This is a genomic window from Anaerococcus porci (assembly GCF_034090325.1).
Classification (GTDB): Bacteria; Bacillota; Clostridia; order Tissierellales; family Peptoniphilaceae; genus Anaerococcus; species Anaerococcus porci.
Map to the genome: position 1 here is coordinate 1 of NZ_JAXDSU010000074.1, position 17,729 is coordinate 17,729.

Here is a 17,729-nt window from a genome sequence, read left to right on the forward strand (position 1 = left end):
GCAAAGGATATTTCACAAGTCATTACAATTTCCCCATCTCTTATAATATTACCCTTTCCAATACCGAGATTTTTTACTATTTTCATCATCTCACAAGTTATTTCCAAATAATCTCCTGGTTTTACTGGCTTATAAAATCGTGCATTTTTTATTCCACCAAGCAAAGCAAGCCTTTTAGGATTTTCTCTTAAAAGTGCTACTGCTCCAACTTGAGCAACTGCTTCTATTTGAAGAACCCCAGGCATTATGGCCTCCTGTTGGAAATGTCCTTGAAAATAATATTCTCCACCAGATACTGATTTAATTCCCTTTGCATATTTATTATTGTCTATTTCAACAATCTTGTCAATCATTATAAAAGGATAAGAATGTGGTAAGATTTCTTTTAATTGATCAAAATTTATTTCCATATTAATACCTCTTAAAAATTAGGGCTGCATTATGTCCCCCAAATCCAAGTGAGTTTTTGAGAAAATAATTTATAGGATATTCTTCTGCTTCTAAAGCAAAGTTAAGATCACATTCTAAATCTCTATTTTTAAAATTTATTAATGGGGGTAAAAATCCTTCATTCATTGCTAAAATCGAAAGTATTGATTCAACAGCACCAGAACCACCTAGTAGATGTCCCATTTGGGATTTTGATGAAGATACTTTAATTTTTCTATCTCCAAATATATTTTTTATTGCAAGAGTTTCAAGTTTATCATTTAAAAATGTTGAAGTTCCGTGGGCATTTATATAATCTATTTCATCTGCACTTATTCCCGCATCTTTTATAGCATCTGCAATTGCTTTTGTTGCAAACTTTGCATCAGGTGATGGTGATGTTATGTGATAAGCATCACAATTTACTCCATAACCAACTAATTCTGCAATTATATTTGCTCCTCTTTTTAAAGCTGAATCCAAACTTTCTAAAACCAAAACACCAGCACCCTCTCCCATTACAAATCCGTTCCTATCCTTATCAAAAGGAATTGATGCCCTATTTTTATCCTTAGAAGTGCTAAGAGCTTTCATAGATGTAAATCCACCAATGCCAAGTTCGGTAATCGATGCCTCACTTCCTCCGGCAAAGATAATTTCTTCGTAACCATCTTTTATTGCCCTATAAGCTTCCCCTATTGCATTTGTAGATGATGCACAAGCAGTTACCATAGATATACAAGAACCATGTGCTCCTAGTTCTATTGCAACATTTGCACCTACTGAATTTATTATTGCCTTTGGGATAAAGTAAGGACTTAACTTATCAAACCCCCTATTCATTCCCCTTACATAATCTTGCTCAATAGTTCTTATTCCACCAATCCCTGAACTTATATAAACTCCAACTCTTTTATTTTCTATTTCTTCTTTTGAAAGTTTTGAATCTTTCATAGCATTTTTTGCAGCTAAGATGGCATATTGATTTACCTTATCCAATCTATTTATTTCTTTTCTTGAAAATTCTTTATCCTCTTTATAATTTTTAAGTTCAGCTGCAAGAGTAACTTCTCTATTTTCTATTGGATAACGCGTGATTTCGTCAATAGCACATCTTCCATCACTCATAGATTTTATAAGTTCTTCTTTCGTTGAACCTATTGGTGTTAAAGCACCAAAACCTGTAACTACAACTCTCATATATTCATTCCTCCATCAACTGAAATAACTTGACCAGTTATGTATGACGAGTCTTTTCCTGATAAAAAATAAACTAATCCAGCTACATCTTCAGCTTTCCCATATCTTTTTAAGGGAATATCTCTTAAAATTTCTTCCTTAACTGCATCATTTAAATTATTTGTCATTTCTGTATCTATAAAACCAGGTGCTACTGCATTTACCAAAATATTTTTTGTAGCAAGTTCTTTGGCAAGTGACTTAGTAAAACCAATGATTCCAGCTTTTGAGGCACTGTAATTTGTTTGTCCAACATTGCCTCTAATTCCACTTATAGAGGCAATATTTATTATTCTCCCGCTTTTTTTCTTCATCATTGTCCTTGCAAATAATTTGGAGAGATAAAAAACCGAATATAAATTTGTTTCTATTACTTTTACAAAGTCCTCTTCTTTCATTCTAAAAATTACATTATCCAAAGTCATACCTGCATTATTTACTAGAACTTCTACATCAAGATTTTCTTCTTTACATATATTAAAAACTTTCTGACAATCTTCAAAATTAGATAGGTCTGCACTTATACAAATAACTTCTGTATCTAATTCTTTTTTTAATTTATCTATCTTATCTTTCTTACTTCTTGTATGGAGGATTAAATTATAATCACTTGCAAGCTTTCTTGCAATAGCACTTCCAATACCCCCACTAGCCCCTGTTATTAGAGCATATTTTTTATTATTCATCATTACCCCTTAATTATTTCTTCTTCGTTTTTTAGAGAAATCACTTGAACTTCTTTGAAGTTTTTTCTAATTATATTAGAAATCACACTACCCGGACCGATTTCTACAATCTTATCCACTCCAGAATCTATCATATTTTTTATATCATCAAAAAGTCTCACAGGATTATATATATGTTTTGATAAAACAATTCTTAAATCTTCTTCACTATATTTTTTCCCTGTTAGATTTAAATAATAATCTATCTTAGGTTTTTCAAATTTTATTTCTTTTAACTTTTCAAAATATTTTTTTCCAGCATTTTCCATAAAGCTTGTGTGAAAGGCACCACTTACTTTCATTTCAATGGCTCGTATTTTTCTTTCAGTCATGTATTCTTTAAAAAAGTCTATTTTTTTTGTATCTCCAGCAACTACAACTTGCTTTGGACTATTTATATTTGAAATATGGATTTCATCAGGATAAGAAAAATTAATAATAAGATTTTTAACTTCATCTTCATTTTTATTCAAAATTGCAAGCATCTTAGTATCATATTTTTGACTTTCATCTTGCATAAGACTTCCTCTTATTTTGACAAGAGAAAGTGCATCTTTATATGGCAAAGAACCCGCCAATACTAGACTTGCATATTCTCCAAGACTTAAGCCGCAAGTTGCAACTATATTATCATTCGTTTTTAAAAATTCTAGTGCAGATATTTGAAATGCAAGCATTATAGGTTGAAGATTTTCAGTCCTTGATAATTCTTCTAGATCTCCATTTAAAATAATCTTTTTATACTCAGAAATTTCTTCATATATATATTTGGTTTTTGAATGATTTAAAAAAACTTTTCCCATATTTTCATATTGAGAACCTTGCCCTCCAAAAACCACCCCTATTTTAGTCATTTTTCCTCCAGTAACCAGTCTATATAATCATCTACAGACCTAACTTTTTCAATATTTTCTACATCAGTTCCTGCAAAAAATAATCCATTATCTATATCCCCTTTTACAGCATTTATAAGAGCCTCGCTTATACAGTAATTTGTATCTTTTCTTTTGCAAGTTTTAATACATGAAATACAACGCTTAGGTGGAATTTTTTCTGATTTCATTCTTTTAACAAGTTTGTTTTCTATACCTCTTGCAAGTAGTCCAACAGGACTTTCTAATATAACATTTTTAAGATTTCCATTATTTATTTCTTTTAGAAGTTTTTCTTTTGTAGATTTTGGCATACCTGATTCTTCTGTAAACAAAAATCCTGTTCCTATTTGAACTCCACTAGCTCCCATTTTTAAAGCTTTTTTCATAGCTTGTGGACTACCAAAGCCTCCTCCAACAAAGACTGGAATTTCTTCACTTAATTTAATAATTTTTTTCAACTCATCTAGAATATTTATTTTCAAATCCTCTCTTTTAAATCCAAGATGACCACCAGCTTTAGGTCCTTCCAAAATTATTAAATCAGGTTTTCTTTTGTACTTCACCCACTTCTTCATAATAATCTTTAATGCTCTTTCTGATGATACAATAGGGCCTATTATTTTTTCTTCTGAAATATATTTTGGCAATTCAAGGGGGAGTCCTGCTCCTACAACTACACCATCAACATCTGTACTATTTAAAAACTCTAAATATTCATTAAATCTTTCTACAACATGCATTAAATTTGTCAGTATGAGACCTCTACCATTCGACTTTTCCCTTGCAAATTTTAAATCTTCTATAAAGGCTCTCTTATTTGCCTCAAATGGATTTTTCATAAAATCTTCCTGTGCATAACCAGGATTTACCATTGATAAAGTGCCTATCCCAGCTCTATTTGCTACTGCTGCTACTAAGCTTTTATTTGACATACCAATTGCCATAGCTCCTTGAATAATTGGTATATTTATATATTTATTTTTTATTTTTATATTCATCTTTTATTTCTCGGTATTCACTCATTAATTTTTCAATATATTCTTTTACAGATATCACCGAATTAAAGGAGCCAATAGATAAGCCAGTCATTACAGATCCATTTTCTACATCACCTTCAACAACAGCCTTCCTAAGTCTACCAAGGGTGAAATTTTCAAGTTCTAAAAGAGAATTATTTCTTTCAAGCCTTTGATATTCTCTTGTCATCTTATTTTTTAAGACTCGCATAGGTATTCCATTTATATTCCCAATTACAGTTACTTTTGATGAATTAGATTTTAATAATTTGTTTTTATAATTTTCATGAATTGGACATTCCTTAGTAAATAAAAATCCTGTACCGATTTGTACTCCACTTGCTCCTAAAACTTCTGCCGCAAAAATTTCTCGTCCAGAGGCTATACCTCCTGCTGCTATAACTGGTCTTTTAGTCTGTGCTATAGCTTGAGGAATAAGGGTCATAGTTGTCATTTGTCCAATATGCCCTCCAGCTTCCAAGCCTTCTGCTATAAATGCAAAGGGTTCAAGAGCCTCATATCTTTTTATTTGAATTGGTGATGATATTAGCTGTAGAACCTTAATTTTTTTATTTTCGAAATCATCAGCATACTTTTCATAACTTCCTGCTCCAACTGTTATTATATTTACATCTTCTTCTAAAACAACTTTAACTAGCTTATCAATGTCTGGTCTAAGCATCATCAAATTAACCCCAAAAGGCTTGTCTGTTATTTTTCTCAATGCTCTTATATTTTCTCTTAGAGAATTGCTATCCATTCCTCCAGAACCAATAATACCTAAACCACCAGCACTTGAAACTGCTCCAGCAAATTCTCCATTTGCAATATGTGCCATTCCACCTTGTATAATCGGATACTTTATATCAAGTAATTTTTTTAAATCCATTTCACCACTCCATCAAAACACTAACAACAGACAGACCTGCACCGAAACCAGAAAAGATTATTTTTTCGCCTTCTTTAATAGAAGCAAAGTTTTCTGCAAGAACAAGAGGAATAGATGCAGCAGACGTATTTCCATATTTTTGTAAATTTGATAGACAATTGCTTTTTTCCATTCCGATTTTTTCTACAACATGATTGATTATTCTCTTATTTGCTTGATGTAAAATCATCTTATCTATATCTTTTCCTGTAAATTTATTTTTATCTAAAAGTCTTTTTATAGAATTTAAAACTTCTTCAATTGCGAACCTATAAACTTTTTTCCCATCCATAGTGATTTTAGAGTTTTCACCTAAATTCAAAGAATTTTCATTTGGAAAAGATGCTACGTCAGCCTCCCATAGCTTATTATTTTTTTCTACCAAAACTCCTCCTGCTCCATCTCCAAAAAGTATGGCTGTCTTTCTATCTTCCATATCCATAAAGTCAGAAATCTTTTCACTTGCAAAGATATAAGCTCTTCTTCCCTCTAAAAGGTATGACTCTGCCATAAGTAAAGCTGCAACGAATCCACTGCAAGCAAGATTTATATCTAAACAAAGACAGTGGGGATTATTCTTAAGCTCTTCTCTTACTAGGTTAGAAATTGATGGCATTCTTCTTTTAGAAGAAAAAGATGCACAAATTATTAAGTCTAGATTTTCCATATTATTTTTAAATTTCTTGACTAAATTTAATGCCATTTCATCAACTCCATAATCTGAAAATTGTCTAGTAAATATCCCCGTCCTTTTTTCAATCCACTCTGAACTTGTGTCTAGATTATTTTCGAAATAATCATTTTCTACAAATTTTTCTATATCAAACTTATGAGCTTCTATAAATTCTAAACCCACTTAACACCTATCTTTCTAAATTTATCATGCCTATCTCTAACAATTTCATTTGAGGAAAATTTTGAATAATACCTTAAATCTCCCAAAATAATTTTCTTTAAATCTGAAATTGAGATTTTATTCCTATCTTCCTTTACAATCCCATCAATAATCCCATCTTCAAGTAAATCATGTGAAGTTAATCGCATTAGTTGAGCAGATTCTCTCGCCTTTGACTTACTTTTATATAAAATTGAGGAGAATCCTTCAGGTGAAAGAATTGAAAAAACAGCTCCATCCCCCATATAAATTTTATTTGCAAGAGCAAGAGCTAATGCACCTCCTGAACCACCCTCACCGATTATAAATGCAAAACTAGGAACTTTTAAGCCAGCCATAGTAATAAGACAATCAGCAATAAGTTGATGCTGTCCCTTTTCCTCTGCTCTAACACCTGGATAGGCACCTGGTGTATCAATAAAATTAACTACTGGTCTTTTGAATTTTTCAGCTGCTTTCATTAACCTTATGGCCTTTCTATATGCATGAGGTTCAGGCATTCCAAAATTTGTTTGTATAGCCTCCTCCATACTCTTACCTTTTTGTATACCTATAAAGGTCATTGTATAATTTTCAAGCTCTCCTACTCCACCGATTATTGAGTGTGTATCTCCAAAAGCCCTATCTCCTTTTATATAATAATAATCATTGAATAAATCTTCTATAACCTCCTTAGATACACTTCTATCTTTAGACCTAGCATTTATAACTCTTTCATAAGCGTCCATATTTACTCCTATGCATCCTTAAAATTTTTCCGATTATTTCTCTTTGATTTTTTCTCTCAATAATCATGTCTAAGAATCCGAAATTTTCAAGATTTTCTGCTTTTTGAAAATTATCTGGTATCTTTTCACGAAGTGTTTCCTTTATTACTCTTGGACCAGCAAATCCTATTAAGGCACCAGGCTCTCCAATGTTATAATCTCCTTGAGCTGCAAAGCTTGCACTAACTCCTCCCATAGTAGGATTAGTTAGAAGACTTATGTAAAGTCCACCTTTTTCTCCAAAAGAATAAAGTGCTGAACTAATCTTTGCCATTTGCATTAAAGAAAAAATCCCCTCTTGCATTCTAGCTCCTCCACTTAAAGAAATAATTACAATAGGTAGTTGCTTTTTCTCTGCTTCTTCTATCATTTTTGTTATTTCTTCTCCAACATAAGTGCCAAGACTGCCTAACATATATGTATTAATAAGCGAAGCCACCAAAACTGGATGTCCCAAAATTTTACCTCTTGCAATTTTTACAGCTTCGGTTTTTTCATCCTCTTTCTTATTTCTATAATTTGGAAAATTTATAGGGTTGGTTTTTTTTGAATTATAATCAATTACCCTATATCCCTTATCTAGGAGCATATCAAATCTGTCTATACCAGTTAAGGGAAAATATGAAGAACATTGTGAGCAAATAAATAAATTTTTTTTCAAGTCTTCTAAATGATTTGCCTTTCCACATTTTTTACAAACAAATATTTTTTCATTGTTTTTTTTTGTTGAAAAATCCTTGGCAAGCTTGCTAAGTTTTTTTATTGTGTATAATAAAGTCTTTCTATTTTTAAGATCTTTCTTGGACAATTTTAGCTACCTCTTTCATTTTATTTATTAAGACTTCTTCCTTATCTTTAATATAATTTGTATGGATTCTGCCTTTTAAAAAATCTACATCAAATAAAAGTGTATACATAAACCCTAGATTTGTCTCTATTCCCTCAATCATAGTTTCTTCTATAGCTCTCCTAAGTTTTTTTATTGAGTTTAACCTTTTATTATCCTTTACTATTATTTTTCCAATCATAGAATCATAGTAGATAGGAATATCAAATCCTTTATAGATAGCTGATTCAAACCTTGTACCCATTCCTCCAGGTGTAAATAAAAAATTTATTTTTCCACTTGATGGCATAAAGTTATTTAATGGGTCAACTGAATTTATCCTAACCTCAATTGAATGTCCAAAACACCTTACATCTTCTTGATTTATTGAAAGACCAATACCTGAAGCAATTTTAAATTGTTCCTTAATAATATCAATTCCAGTAATCATTTCTGTTACTGCATGCTCGACTTGAAGTCTTGTATTCATCTCGCAAAAATAAAAATTCTCATCATTATCAACTAAAAATTCAATAGTTCCTGCACCAGTGTATTTGGTAACTTTCACACACTCTAGACTTGCTTTATAAAGCTTTGCTTTTAATTGATTAGATATAAAATCACAAGGGGCTTCTTCTAAAAGTTTTTGATTATTTCTTTGCAAACTACATTCTCTTTCAAACAAATGTATAGCTTTATCTCCATCTGATAAAATTTGTACTTCAATATGCCTTGGTTGCTCAATAAGTTTTTCGATAAATATTTTTTCATCACCAAAAGAAGCTTTTGCTTCAGCCTTAGCTAAATTAATAGCATGAAAAATTTCCTCAGCAGAATCAACTCTTCTCATTCCCTTTCCTCCACCACCACTTCTGGCTTTTAGGAGTATAGGATAGCCAATTTCTTCACAAATTTTTAATATTTCTTCCTCACTTTGCTTATCAAGTGGAATTCCCTTTGCAACAGGAACTCCAATCTTTTCCATAAGTTTTTTGGCTTGAATTTTATCACTCATTAATTCTATTACATCTGGACTTGGACCTATAAAAATAATCCCTTCATCCCTGACCATTTTAGCAAATTCATGAGATTCTGATAAAAACCCATATCCCGGATGAATTGCATCACAATTCTTTTCTTTTGCACAAGATATAATCGCATCCATATTTAAATAAGTATCCTTAGAAAACTTATCTCCTATACAAACTGCTTCATCAGCTAAATAAATATAAGATTGATTTGCATCGGCTTTTGAATAAATAACTAAACTTTCAATACCTAACTCTCTAGCACTTCTTAAAATGGATAATGCACACTCACCACGATTTGCAATCAAAACTTTCTTGATCATAATTGCTCCAATTTAAAAATTTCAGCATCATATTCAACAAAGTCTTCATTGGATACAAGACAATCAACAATCCTACAATCATAAGGAGCTTTTATTTCATTCATCATCTTCATTGCCTCAATAATACATAAGGTGCTTCCTTTTTTTACCTTATCCCCTATTTTTACAAAGGGATCTGCCTCTGGACTTTTAGAAGAGTAAAAAACTCCAAGAACTGGAGCCTTCAAAATCTTTATATTTTTTTCTTCTTTTACTATTTCTTTCTTTTCTACTTTTGCATCATTGATTACCTTTTTAGCTTCAAAATTCTTGTTATTTTCTTTAACACTTTCTTGTAAGTTATTTTCAAAAAATGAATTTTTTCCAATTTTCAAAGAAAAATTATCCAATTTAAATTCAAGAACATCAAGTGATGAATCTTCCAAAGACTTAATAAGTTTTTCTGTAATTTCTAAATACTTTTCCATATTATTTATTCAAATAACATATTAGATCTTCTATAGTAGCTATTTTTTCAAATGCATCATCAGGAATTTCCTTTCCTGTTTCTTCTTCTATCGCCATTGTTAATTCAACTGCATCTAGAGAATCTAGACCTAGATCATCTTTTAGATTTGATTCCATCTTAATTTCTTCCTTGTCAATTCCAAAGTTACTAGCAATTATATTTTTTAAATTTTCTAAATTCATTTTATTCCTCCAATTAGTTAAAAATTTTTACTTAATCATTTTATAGTATTAATTCTCTTTTGTCAATTATTTAAGTTTTTTTATATAATTTTTTTTATTCTTTTTCTAAGTTAATTATAACTATTTGAAATTTTCAATTAATATCCTAAATTTATAGATGATTAATAAAAAAGGATATATGCATCGACTTATTATCGATTACATATATCCTAATAAAAAGATTAATATTCCAATTTATTATAGATTTTTTAATTTATTAGTAAAACTTTATTTTTAATTGCCTTAAAGATGAAAGTAATATTTTATTTATCAAAATCATAATTTTATAGACACATCTCCATAGCTTAATTTTCTGATTTTTTCATTTTCTAATATTACAAGCGATCCATTTTCATCAATATCTAATGCAATTCCCTCTTTGATTGAACCATCAATACTATAATATATTTTCTTATTTAAAACAATTAAATAGCTCTTATACTCATCTATTATTATCCCTCTTTCTATTTTAAATATATCCGATAGTTCATTTAAAATCTTTGCTACTATTAAATTTTTATCTATTCCATCTCCAATTACACCAGCAACACTTCTAACTTCTTTTGAAAATTTGCTTTGATCCGTACCTATGTTAATTCCAATTCCAACTACTATATCTGTAATATCACCATACATATTTATGAGCGACTCTGTTAAAATTCCACAAACTTTTTTATTATCAATAAAAACATCATTTACCCATTTAACTCCTACTTCAAGACCTATATTTTTTAAAACTCTAACTACAGCTACTACAGCTCTAATTGTTAAAATATCTACAAAAACAAGTTCATCTTTTTTAAGAAAAATAGAAAAATATAGTCCTCCAGGAGATTCAAATTTTCTACCACACCTTCCTTTCCCATCACTTTGTTTTGGTGCAACAAAGATAGAAAAATGATTTTTGCCATTTTTCTTTGCTTCATCGTTCGTAGAATCAATTTCTTTAAAGCAATTTATTTCAATTCCATGCAAATCTTTTTGCAAATTTTTCCTTATTTCTTCTGATAAAACTCTATTTTCATTTTTAATTCTATATCCTTTTTCACTATAATCAATAATGTATCCATCTTCTTTAATTAAATTTACTATTTCTTTAACTTTAGATGTTGAAATATTTAATTTATCAGCAATTGTTTGCCCTGATATAAATGAGTTAGTATCATTTTTTATTAAAAAAAATACTTTTTCTTTAAGCTGCATTCTATAATCCTTTCACTATAATAATCAGTAGAGAGATATTTTAAATTTATGCTAGGATTATTACAATAGTCCTAATAATTTTTACTTTAATATACTATATATATTATTCTTATATTTATTAACTCATGCATTATTTATATAATATTTTACCAAATGGTCAAATAAAGCTCAATCAATAGATATTATCTATATTTAATAATATATACTTCCTGTCGATAATATCCTTGCTTATTTTAAAACTTTAGCATAGTAAAAATATTTATCTTTACTTTGACACTTTCCATAACATTGTATAATATATTTCTTGGAGGTTATAAATGAAATTTAAAACAAAAGACATAACAAAAATAGCACTTTTAGTAGCGCTTATAGCTGTAGGTGCTTTTATATCAATTCCTGTAGGTCCTGTTCCAATTACTCTACAAAGCTTTTTTATATTTATGACTGGACTTTTATTAACACCTTTTTACGCTGGACTCACAGTTTTTATCTATCTACTACTTGGATTGCTGGGATTTCCAATTTTTGCTGGATTTAGCGGGGGTATACAGTCATTTTTAAAACCAAGTTTTGGATTTTTAATTGCATTCGTTATTTGTGCAGTATTTATTTCTAAGTTTACTAAAGGAGAAAAAAGTTTTATAAAGATTGTATCAGCTCTTATCATTTCAGAAATTATTTTATATTTGATAGGACTTCCTTATATGTATTTTATTTTAAATAAAATAATGGGAACTACAATAAGTATATCAAAAGTATTTACAATTGGAATGATTCCTTTTATTGTTCCAGACTTAGTAAAAATTCTCTTAGCTGCAATCATAGTCCCAAGAATTTCAAAGATTATAAAAATAAATTCATAGCAAAAAATATAAAATTGAACTATATTCTTAATTTTTGGTCTGTAATAAAAAAGACATATTTAATCATTTACCTTACAATTAAATTAACCACAACTTAATAAGGGAGATTAAATATGTCTTCTTTTTTATTACAAATTTACTAAATATTAAAGGACAATATATCTTTTTTGGATGGCATTCATAATGAAGTTATTAATGAAAAGATATAAGCAATTAATTCTTTTGATTTTTTCTCAGCAAGAATATATGATAAATCCTTATTTTCTAAGAAGTATTACTTTATTATTCACTACTATTTTAACTTAACTTATTTGATTTACATTTAAAAATCTTTTTATTTTTAAAAACGCATAAATATTTTTTATTGTATAATGCTAAAATTTCTAAAGCTATACTTGTTTATCTATCATATATCAGTAATGTAGTTTTTCATAAAATTTCCTACTAATTTTAAAATAGAATAGTCAATTTCTCTAATATAAGTCTTAAAACCTTACTTATATAACTATTTACTTCTGATTGATTATTTAATACATATTAATTTAATCAAACCATTTTACTTTATTTACAAAGCTATTCGAATTTTTATATCCAGCTTTTTCATAAAAATATGAATGCATCTTATCATTAACCGCCTGTAACTCAATACAAGACGCTCCATTTCTTATAACTAATTCCTCAACTTTATTTAATAACTTACTCCCATATCCTTTATTTTGTTCATTATATTCTATAATAATTTCTTCCAGTGTGTATCCTATGATATCATCATATTGCTTAAAATATCCTATAGCAAAACCAAGAGCTTTATTTTCATCATCTTCCATTATCAATGAAAAAGAATCCATTATTGTTAAAACTTGATATAATCTTTTATACGCTGTTTTTTCTGTCCAGCACGAGTTTTCAATTTCATTATAATAATTAATATAAAGTGAAATAACTTTACTAATATCATCAACTTTCATTTCCCTTATTCTCATTAATTTCTCCATAATATTATTTTATATAAATAGCTCCAAAAACTTGAGCTAAGTTATTTATACACATTTCTTCTTACCATAGAAGAACCACAGTCTTTACAATAAAGCATTACCGATTAAATATGTTGTATATCTGTCGATTCCTTTACATCTCTCAACATCATCTTATTAGCCAAAGCATAAATGATTTTTGAAATACTAGGTTGTAGATACTTTCCTGACTCGATGTAATCTCTTCCAAAACGTGATAGGTCTTTTACGATTACTATTTTAAACTTCTCATTCTCAAGATCTTTTATCATCTTTTTAAAATTTTGTCTGTCAAAATTTGAACCTGAAAAGCCATCATCTACATATTCTGAGACTATATTAAAGGCATTATCTTTAGCAAATTATTTAATTATCTGTCTTTAATTTGAAATAGAACTACTTTCAGAAACATCTCCGTCTTCTCTTTATAATCGAAGATACATGAAAGCAAATTTTTCCATCACAAAACCTCCTTTATTTTTAATTAAAAGATTTAATGTTAGTACAACTACATAAATAGCAATACTTAAAACAATCCTAAGTATGTTGCATCTATATTCATTAGTTTAGAACAAGTCTCAAGAAAAGTGCCATTTGGATGAACTCCAATAATTGGACTGAGCATTCGCAAGCTATATGACCATGGAAATAAAATCCAATTTTTCATTACTGCAATTACAGCTGATGGGAATGTCAAAATAAAATTTAATAATATAAGTACAGCTTTCTTTTTTACAAGTCCATATATCAAAAATGATAAAGCGACTATCAGTAAACTTCCAATAAAAAGACAAATAGTAGACACAATTAATTGACCTAGTAATATTTTTTCACCTAGAAAATATATAGCAACAATAAATATTAACATTGCTGATATTACTAGAATAGTAAATAATTCAGCTACAACAATCATATTTTTTGCAATTCTATTTTTGCAAAACTTAAATTTTTACTTTTTTGTAAAACAACATACTCGCTCTTTTCTTTACCACTTATATTCACAACTAGTAAACTCAAAACTACTGATAGAATTAAAAGTGGATACCAATTAAAAGAAGTTGCCAATATATAACTTTTTCCTTCTAGGCTTTCCCTCATCAAACTAACCATAGCTATATTAAATAACACAAAAATTATTGGCACAATAATTCCTAGCTTTAAATTAACAGATCATTTTTCTTTCATTAACTCTGTTTTAATAAAACTAATCATTATTTTTCACATCCTTTTTTATAATTTCTAAAAATAGCTTTTCTAAATCCATCTCAACAGAGTTATTAGCTTCATAAATAAGATTCCCATTATTAATAATTCCATTTTATCTGCTATCTGTTGAATCTCACTCAAAATATGACTTGAAATAATTACTGTAATTCCTTTTTTAGAAAACTCTTTTTTCAATTCTCTTAATTCTTGAATTCCCAAAGGATCTAACCCATTTGTTGGTTCATCAAGTATTAATAATTCTGGATTGTTTATCAATGCCATTGCAATTACAAGTCTTTGTTTCATACCTAACGAAAAATTTTTTGCTAATTTTTTATTTATGTCTTCTAAACCGACTATTCTTAACACATCATTGATTCTTCCTTTATCAATGTTTAATAATACTGTTAAAATTCCCAGGTTTTCATAAACTGTTAAATTTGGATAGATAGCAGGATGCTCTATAATAGCTCCAACTTTTTTAAATCCTCTGTACACATGATTTTTCCTTCAAAAAAATATCCCCTTATGTACAGTTCATAACTTTAGTGATTGATTTTAATAAAGTCGATTTACCGGCACCGTTTGGTCCTAACAATCCATATATTTTCCCTTTTTCTACTTTAATTGATACATTTTCAAGTATCATTTGTTCTTTGATTTTCTTTGTTAAATTTCTTATTTCAAGCATAATTTCCATATATTATTCCCCCATTTCTTATGTAATCAATTCTAATAATAAAAAATAACCAAATTATAATCACTCTATTTTTTTGCAAAACAAAAAGCATATATACTTAAAAAAAGAGTAAGCAACTCTTGTGTTCACTTACTCTCCTCCTAGCCTTTTATCTAAACTCTTGGAACATAGTCAAAAAAGTAGGCAAATAAATAGAAATGTTGGTCATTTATCTAGACAAATGATGCGAAATATTTTATTGTATTTATAGGATATTTTATGGCTAAGTAAATCAAGGAACTTCAGAAAATAAATGTTGTTTTAGATGAGAAAATTAATATTAAAAAAAGCATCGTCCTATTCACACCATTTATGAAACTTTTGCTCTGTCAACTAAATTTTATTTCATAAAAGCTACACAGTTATATTCACCAACCTGTGTAAGTCCATTATTCTCATAAAATTTTATAGTTTTATAACTATCTTCAGTTAATAAAATAATTTGTCGTATATCTCGATATTCATCAAGAATTAATTTTAAAAACTTACTTCCAAAGCCTTTTCCTTGGTATTCATTTAAAACTATAATATCTTGAATATAAATAACAGTATAACCATCCCCAATAACTCGTGCTAATCCTATTAATAAATCATCATCCCAAGCAGTCCAAACCTTAAAAGAGTTCTTTAAAGCATTTTCTAACTGCTCTGGACTAGAAGTGTAAGCACTCCAAGAAACATCATTATATAAATTAAGAATGTCATCTAACTTTGGTATTATACCTTCTTTAATTGAAATATTTTTCATTTTACCTCCTCAAGATTAAATCTTTATTATTTTTTAGGAAAACATCTCAATCTATTATTCAGGTCTGTTTTTACTTAACTAGTTTACTTTTTGAAAAAATAATGTTCCATATATAATTATTCTAAAAAGTAAACTAGTTCATTTTTTAATTTCTCTAGGTCTTGTCGGCATCCCTCCAATTTCCTATTGTAATTATTATGACAGAATCCTATAAAAATTAATTCTAACAGATTTTTTGAATATAAATAAAACTTACAGTTAATATCTATAATCCAAAGCTTTTAGGTGATATTTTAATTCCCAACATCTTACAAAATTGAATTCCAAATTTTACAAATTCAAAAGAAACAGATGTAACTATATTTTCATATACAATATATCCTTCTTCAATGGGATTTACTATACAGTCATTCCAATCTTTCATATATTTAAGATCTGCCTCGCTATAACCTTCTTCTAGTAGATCGTCCTTATCTGCTCCAATCATAAATGATTTACCATTTAGCATACCAGCTTTGACAAGCAAAATTGGTGCAATAGAAATAGCTCCAATTATTTTACCATCAAATTTTTTGATGAATTCGATTATTTCAACATCTTCTACTGTGAAACGAATATCAGCTGCATCAGATAATAAGAGGCTATCATATTCGTCTAAATCTAATTCATAAATAGTTTTATCTGGAGAAACTTTTAGACCTTCTTCAGATATGACTATTTCTTTTGTTTTTGCAAACACATCCATACTTTTGCCGTATGATGCTAAAATTTCTAATGCTACGCATATTTCAAAGTTACAGAATTGATCATAAATAAGAACTGCGGTTTTCTTCACAAAAATCACCTCCTAATTTAAATATAAACATTTAGTTTCTCCAATAGAGAGCTTAACCCTCGATATTCATCGTTACTATTTGCCATTGTAATAATTTTGATACGAAACCCGCAAGTAGGGTCGTATACTTTGTTTAAGTAATATTTTCGGAAATAAATCTATAAAACAAAATTCCTAGTATATATTGTTTGAAGTCCCATCCATCTACTGCCCCACGAACGTCATCGGCAATCGCCCAAATTTTTCTATGAAGTTCTGCTCTCTGTATTGTTTCCTTGTTCTCCTTTGTTAAATCTGACATCCTCTTCCTCACTTTACTAATTAGACTTTTACAAGTCCTTATTGACAAGATTTTTGTATTCTATCATAATAAATCCATCTTTTTCTTAAACCAGTCACAATTTGTTACTGGTCAATTCTAACTTATCTGAGGTTACATCTTACTACCTCGAATTTATTTATTTCTTTTGTTCTATAATCGAAACCATATCACCAAAATCAACATCTAGTCTCGTTCCAATACGATACAAAACTTCCATGCTAACAAACTCTCCTCTACCCATTTTAGAAATTGTTGCAGGAGATAACTCACAAACTTTTAAGGCGACCCAAAAAGTTGTACCAAATACCAGATTGAGTTTTTACTTACTCTGGTATTTATTTACCTTTCCTACCACTAGGGGTAGGAAAATTTTCATGCTACATTCTTTTTTCTAAATTCTACTGGACTTAGATATCCTAATTTTTCTTTTATTATTTTTTCGTTGTAATATTTAATATATTTTTCTATTGTTTCTTTTAATTGTTCGTATGAATAGAATTTTCTACCATAATATATTTCTTGTTTTAAAATTCCAAAGAAGTTTTCCATTGGTGAGTTGTCTAAGCAATTGCCTTTTCTTGACATTGATTGAGTTATTCCATTTGACTTTAATTTGGTTGTGTATTGCTTTATCTAGAGCTTTTAATATTGGTTCTAGATTTGGATTTTTTGATATTTCGTAGCTTAATATCTCGCTGTTGTACATGTCTAGATATGGATTTAGATAAAGTTTCTTTATTTGATATGTGCCTGATTTATCCTTTTCTAAATACTTGAATTCTTTTGTATCTGTTGTTATTTGTGTATATGGTTTATTTGTTTTAAAAGATCTTTTTATTTTGTTTTCTGCTATCTTGCCTACAGTTCCTCTGTATAATGAATATTTTCTTGTTTTTTTGGAAAAGCTCTTTACTTGTATTTTTAGTTTTTGTACTAGTCTTTGTACTTTCTTTTTGTTTATGATTAATCCTAATCTTTTTAACATTGCTGTTATTCTTCTATATCCATAGTTTGGATTTT

At 28.8% G+C, this 17,729-nt stretch carries 22 protein-coding genes and 3 pseudogenes; 1 reads left to right on the forward strand and 24 read right to left on the reverse strand.

Features of this window, described 5'->3' with window-relative positions; translation table 11 throughout:
* From fabZ to SOR60_RS08135, 13 genes are all read right to left on the reverse strand, one after another.
* The coding region (fabZ, locus tag SOR60_RS08075; RefSeq protein WP_320595649.1) for a 3-hydroxyacyl-ACP dehydratase FabZ at nucleotides 1-410 on the reverse strand (410 nt) is incomplete at its 3' end.
* A 1-nt stretch (nucleotide 411) separates the two neighbouring features.
* The gene (gene fabF / locus SOR60_RS08080; RefSeq protein ID WP_320595650.1) at nucleotides 412-1,629 is read right to left on the reverse strand and encodes a beta-ketoacyl-ACP synthase II; all 1,218 of its coding nucleotides are present in this window, start codon (nucleotides 1,627-1,629) and stop codon (nucleotides 412-414) included.
* Complete coding sequence (fabG, locus tag SOR60_RS08085) at nucleotides 1,626-2,354, reverse strand: 3-oxoacyl-[acyl-carrier-protein] reductase (RefSeq protein WP_154541311.1); 729 nt, start codon at nucleotides 2,352-2,354, stop codon at nucleotides 1,626-1,628. Before fabG ends, fabF begins: the two co-directional genes overlap by 4 nt.
* A 2-nt stretch (nucleotides 2,355-2,356) precedes the next feature.
* Entirely contained in the window at nucleotides 2,357-3,247 is an 891-nt protein-coding gene (locus SOR60_RS08090; protein WP_320595651.1) for an ACP S-malonyltransferase, read from the reverse strand.
* A complete protein-coding gene (locus SOR60_RS08095) occupies nucleotides 3,244-4,266 on the reverse strand; it encodes an NAD(P)H-dependent flavin oxidoreductase (RefSeq protein WP_320595652.1) in 1,023 nt (340 codons plus the stop codon). The genes SOR60_RS08090 and SOR60_RS08095 overlap by 4 nt, the downstream gene beginning before the upstream one ends.
* A complete protein-coding gene (locus SOR60_RS08100; protein WP_320595653.1) occupies nucleotides 4,244-5,173 on the reverse strand; it encodes an NAD(P)H-dependent flavin oxidoreductase in 930 nt (309 codons plus the stop codon). Before SOR60_RS08100 ends, SOR60_RS08095 begins: the two co-directional genes overlap by 23 nt.
* Nucleotide 5,174: 1 nt before the next feature.
* Nucleotides 5,175-6,068, reverse strand: a complete 894-nt coding sequence (locus tag SOR60_RS08105) for a 3-oxoacyl-ACP synthase III family protein (RefSeq protein WP_154541319.1) — start codon at nucleotides 6,066-6,068, stop codon at nucleotides 5,175-5,177.
* Complete coding sequence (locus tag SOR60_RS08110) at nucleotides 6,059-6,835, reverse strand: carboxyl transferase domain-containing protein (protein ID WP_320595654.1); 777 nt, start codon at nucleotides 6,833-6,835, stop codon at nucleotides 6,059-6,061. The genes SOR60_RS08105 and SOR60_RS08110 overlap by 10 nt, the downstream gene beginning before the upstream one ends.
* Nucleotides 6,822-7,682 (reverse strand): acetyl-CoA carboxylase carboxyltransferase subunit beta, encoded by an 861-nt coding sequence (locus SOR60_RS08115; RefSeq protein WP_320595655.1) that lies wholly within the window; start codon nucleotides 7,680-7,682, stop codon nucleotides 6,822-6,824. The genes SOR60_RS08110 and SOR60_RS08115 overlap by 14 nt, the downstream gene beginning before the upstream one ends.
* A complete protein-coding gene (locus tag SOR60_RS08120; protein ID WP_320595656.1) occupies nucleotides 7,663-9,051 on the reverse strand; it encodes an acetyl-CoA carboxylase biotin carboxylase subunit in 1,389 nt (462 codons plus the stop codon). Before SOR60_RS08120 ends, SOR60_RS08115 begins: the two co-directional genes overlap by 20 nt.
* Nucleotides 9,048-9,518 carry an acetyl-CoA carboxylase biotin carboxyl carrier protein gene (accB, locus tag SOR60_RS08125; protein ID WP_154541327.1) on the reverse strand — a complete coding sequence of 157 codons (471 nt, stop codon included), beginning with the start codon at nucleotides 9,516-9,518 and terminating at the stop codon, nucleotides 9,048-9,050. Before accB ends, SOR60_RS08120 begins: the two co-directional genes overlap by 4 nt.
* Before the next feature lies 1 nt (nucleotide 9,519).
* On the reverse strand, nucleotides 9,520-9,741 hold the full coding sequence (gene acpP, locus SOR60_RS08130) for an acyl carrier protein (protein WP_154541329.1): 222 nt from the start codon (nucleotides 9,739-9,741) through the stop codon (nucleotides 9,520-9,522).
* 315 nt (nucleotides 9,742-10,056) lie between these two features.
* Complete coding sequence (locus SOR60_RS08135; protein ID WP_320595657.1) at nucleotides 10,057-10,983, reverse strand: biotin--[acetyl-CoA-carboxylase] ligase; 927 nt, start codon at nucleotides 10,981-10,983, stop codon at nucleotides 10,057-10,059.
* 317 nt (nucleotides 10,984-11,300) lie between these two features.
* On the opposite strand from SOR60_RS08135, the gene SOR60_RS08140 reads away from it, so the two are divergent.
* Complete coding sequence (locus SOR60_RS08140) at nucleotides 11,301-11,846, forward strand: biotin transporter BioY (protein ID WP_154541333.1); 546 nt, start codon at nucleotides 11,301-11,303, stop codon at nucleotides 11,844-11,846.
* Nucleotides 11,847-12,388: 542 nt separating this feature from the next.
* Here the strand turns inward: SOR60_RS08140 and SOR60_RS08145 are convergent.
* The 11 genes and pseudogenes from SOR60_RS08145 to SOR60_RS10535 all read right to left on the reverse strand — a co-directional run.
* Nucleotides 12,389-12,829 (reverse strand): GNAT family N-acetyltransferase, encoded by a 441-nt coding sequence (locus SOR60_RS08145; protein WP_154541754.1) that lies wholly within the window; start codon nucleotides 12,827-12,829, stop codon nucleotides 12,389-12,391.
* Nucleotides 12,830-13,032: 203 nt separating this feature from the next.
* Nucleotides 13,033-13,320 (reverse strand): annotated as a pseudogene (locus SOR60_RS08150) (recombinase family protein); the annotation flags it as partial.
* A gap of 65 nt (nucleotides 13,321-13,385) precedes the next feature.
* Nucleotides 13,386-13,772 carry an ABC-2 family transporter permease gene (locus SOR60_RS08155; protein ID WP_320595658.1) on the reverse strand — a complete coding sequence of 129 codons (387 nt, stop codon included), beginning with the start codon at nucleotides 13,770-13,772 and terminating at the stop codon, nucleotides 13,386-13,388.
* Nucleotides 13,769-14,002, reverse strand: coding sequence for a hypothetical protein (locus SOR60_RS08160; RefSeq protein ID WP_216629212.1), 234 nt, complete (start codon nucleotides 14,000-14,002; stop codon nucleotides 13,769-13,771). Before SOR60_RS08160 ends, SOR60_RS08155 begins: the two co-directional genes overlap by 4 nt.
* 111 nt (nucleotides 14,003-14,113) lie before the next feature.
* On the reverse strand, nucleotides 14,114-14,563 hold the full coding sequence (locus tag SOR60_RS08165) for an ATP-binding cassette domain-containing protein (RefSeq protein ID WP_320595659.1): 450 nt from the start codon (nucleotides 14,561-14,563) through the stop codon (nucleotides 14,114-14,116).
* Between the two features lie 28 nt (nucleotides 14,564-14,591).
* Nucleotides 14,592-14,765 (reverse strand): ATP-binding cassette domain-containing protein, encoded by a 174-nt coding sequence (locus tag SOR60_RS08170; protein WP_268234528.1) that lies wholly within the window; start codon nucleotides 14,763-14,765, stop codon nucleotides 14,592-14,594.
* Nucleotides 14,766-15,144: 379 nt separating this feature from the next.
* The gene (locus tag SOR60_RS08175) at nucleotides 15,145-15,552 is read right to left on the reverse strand and encodes a GNAT family N-acetyltransferase (RefSeq protein ID WP_154541752.1); all 408 of its coding nucleotides are present in this window, start codon (nucleotides 15,550-15,552) and stop codon (nucleotides 15,145-15,147) included.
* A gap of 265 nt (nucleotides 15,553-15,817) precedes the next feature.
* Nucleotides 15,818-16,387 carry a DJ-1/PfpI family protein gene (locus SOR60_RS08180; RefSeq protein WP_176269694.1) on the reverse strand — a complete coding sequence of 190 codons (570 nt, stop codon included), beginning with the start codon at nucleotides 16,385-16,387 and terminating at the stop codon, nucleotides 15,818-15,820.
* Between the two features lie 136 nt (nucleotides 16,388-16,523).
* Nucleotides 16,524-16,688 (reverse strand): annotated as a pseudogene (locus SOR60_RS08185) (type I restriction-modification system subunit M N-terminal domain-containing protein); the annotation flags it as partial.
* A 157-nt stretch (nucleotides 16,689-16,845) separates the two neighbouring features.
* Nucleotides 16,846-17,019, reverse strand: a complete 174-nt coding sequence (locus SOR60_RS10595; RefSeq protein ID WP_456237000.1) for a helix-turn-helix domain-containing protein — start codon at nucleotides 17,017-17,019, stop codon at nucleotides 16,846-16,848.
* Between the two features lie 62 nt (nucleotides 17,020-17,081).
* A pseudogene (locus SOR60_RS10535) lies at nucleotides 17,082-17,342 on the reverse strand (transposase); the annotation flags it as partial.
* Between the last annotated feature and the right edge of the window lie 387 nt (nucleotides 17,343-17,729).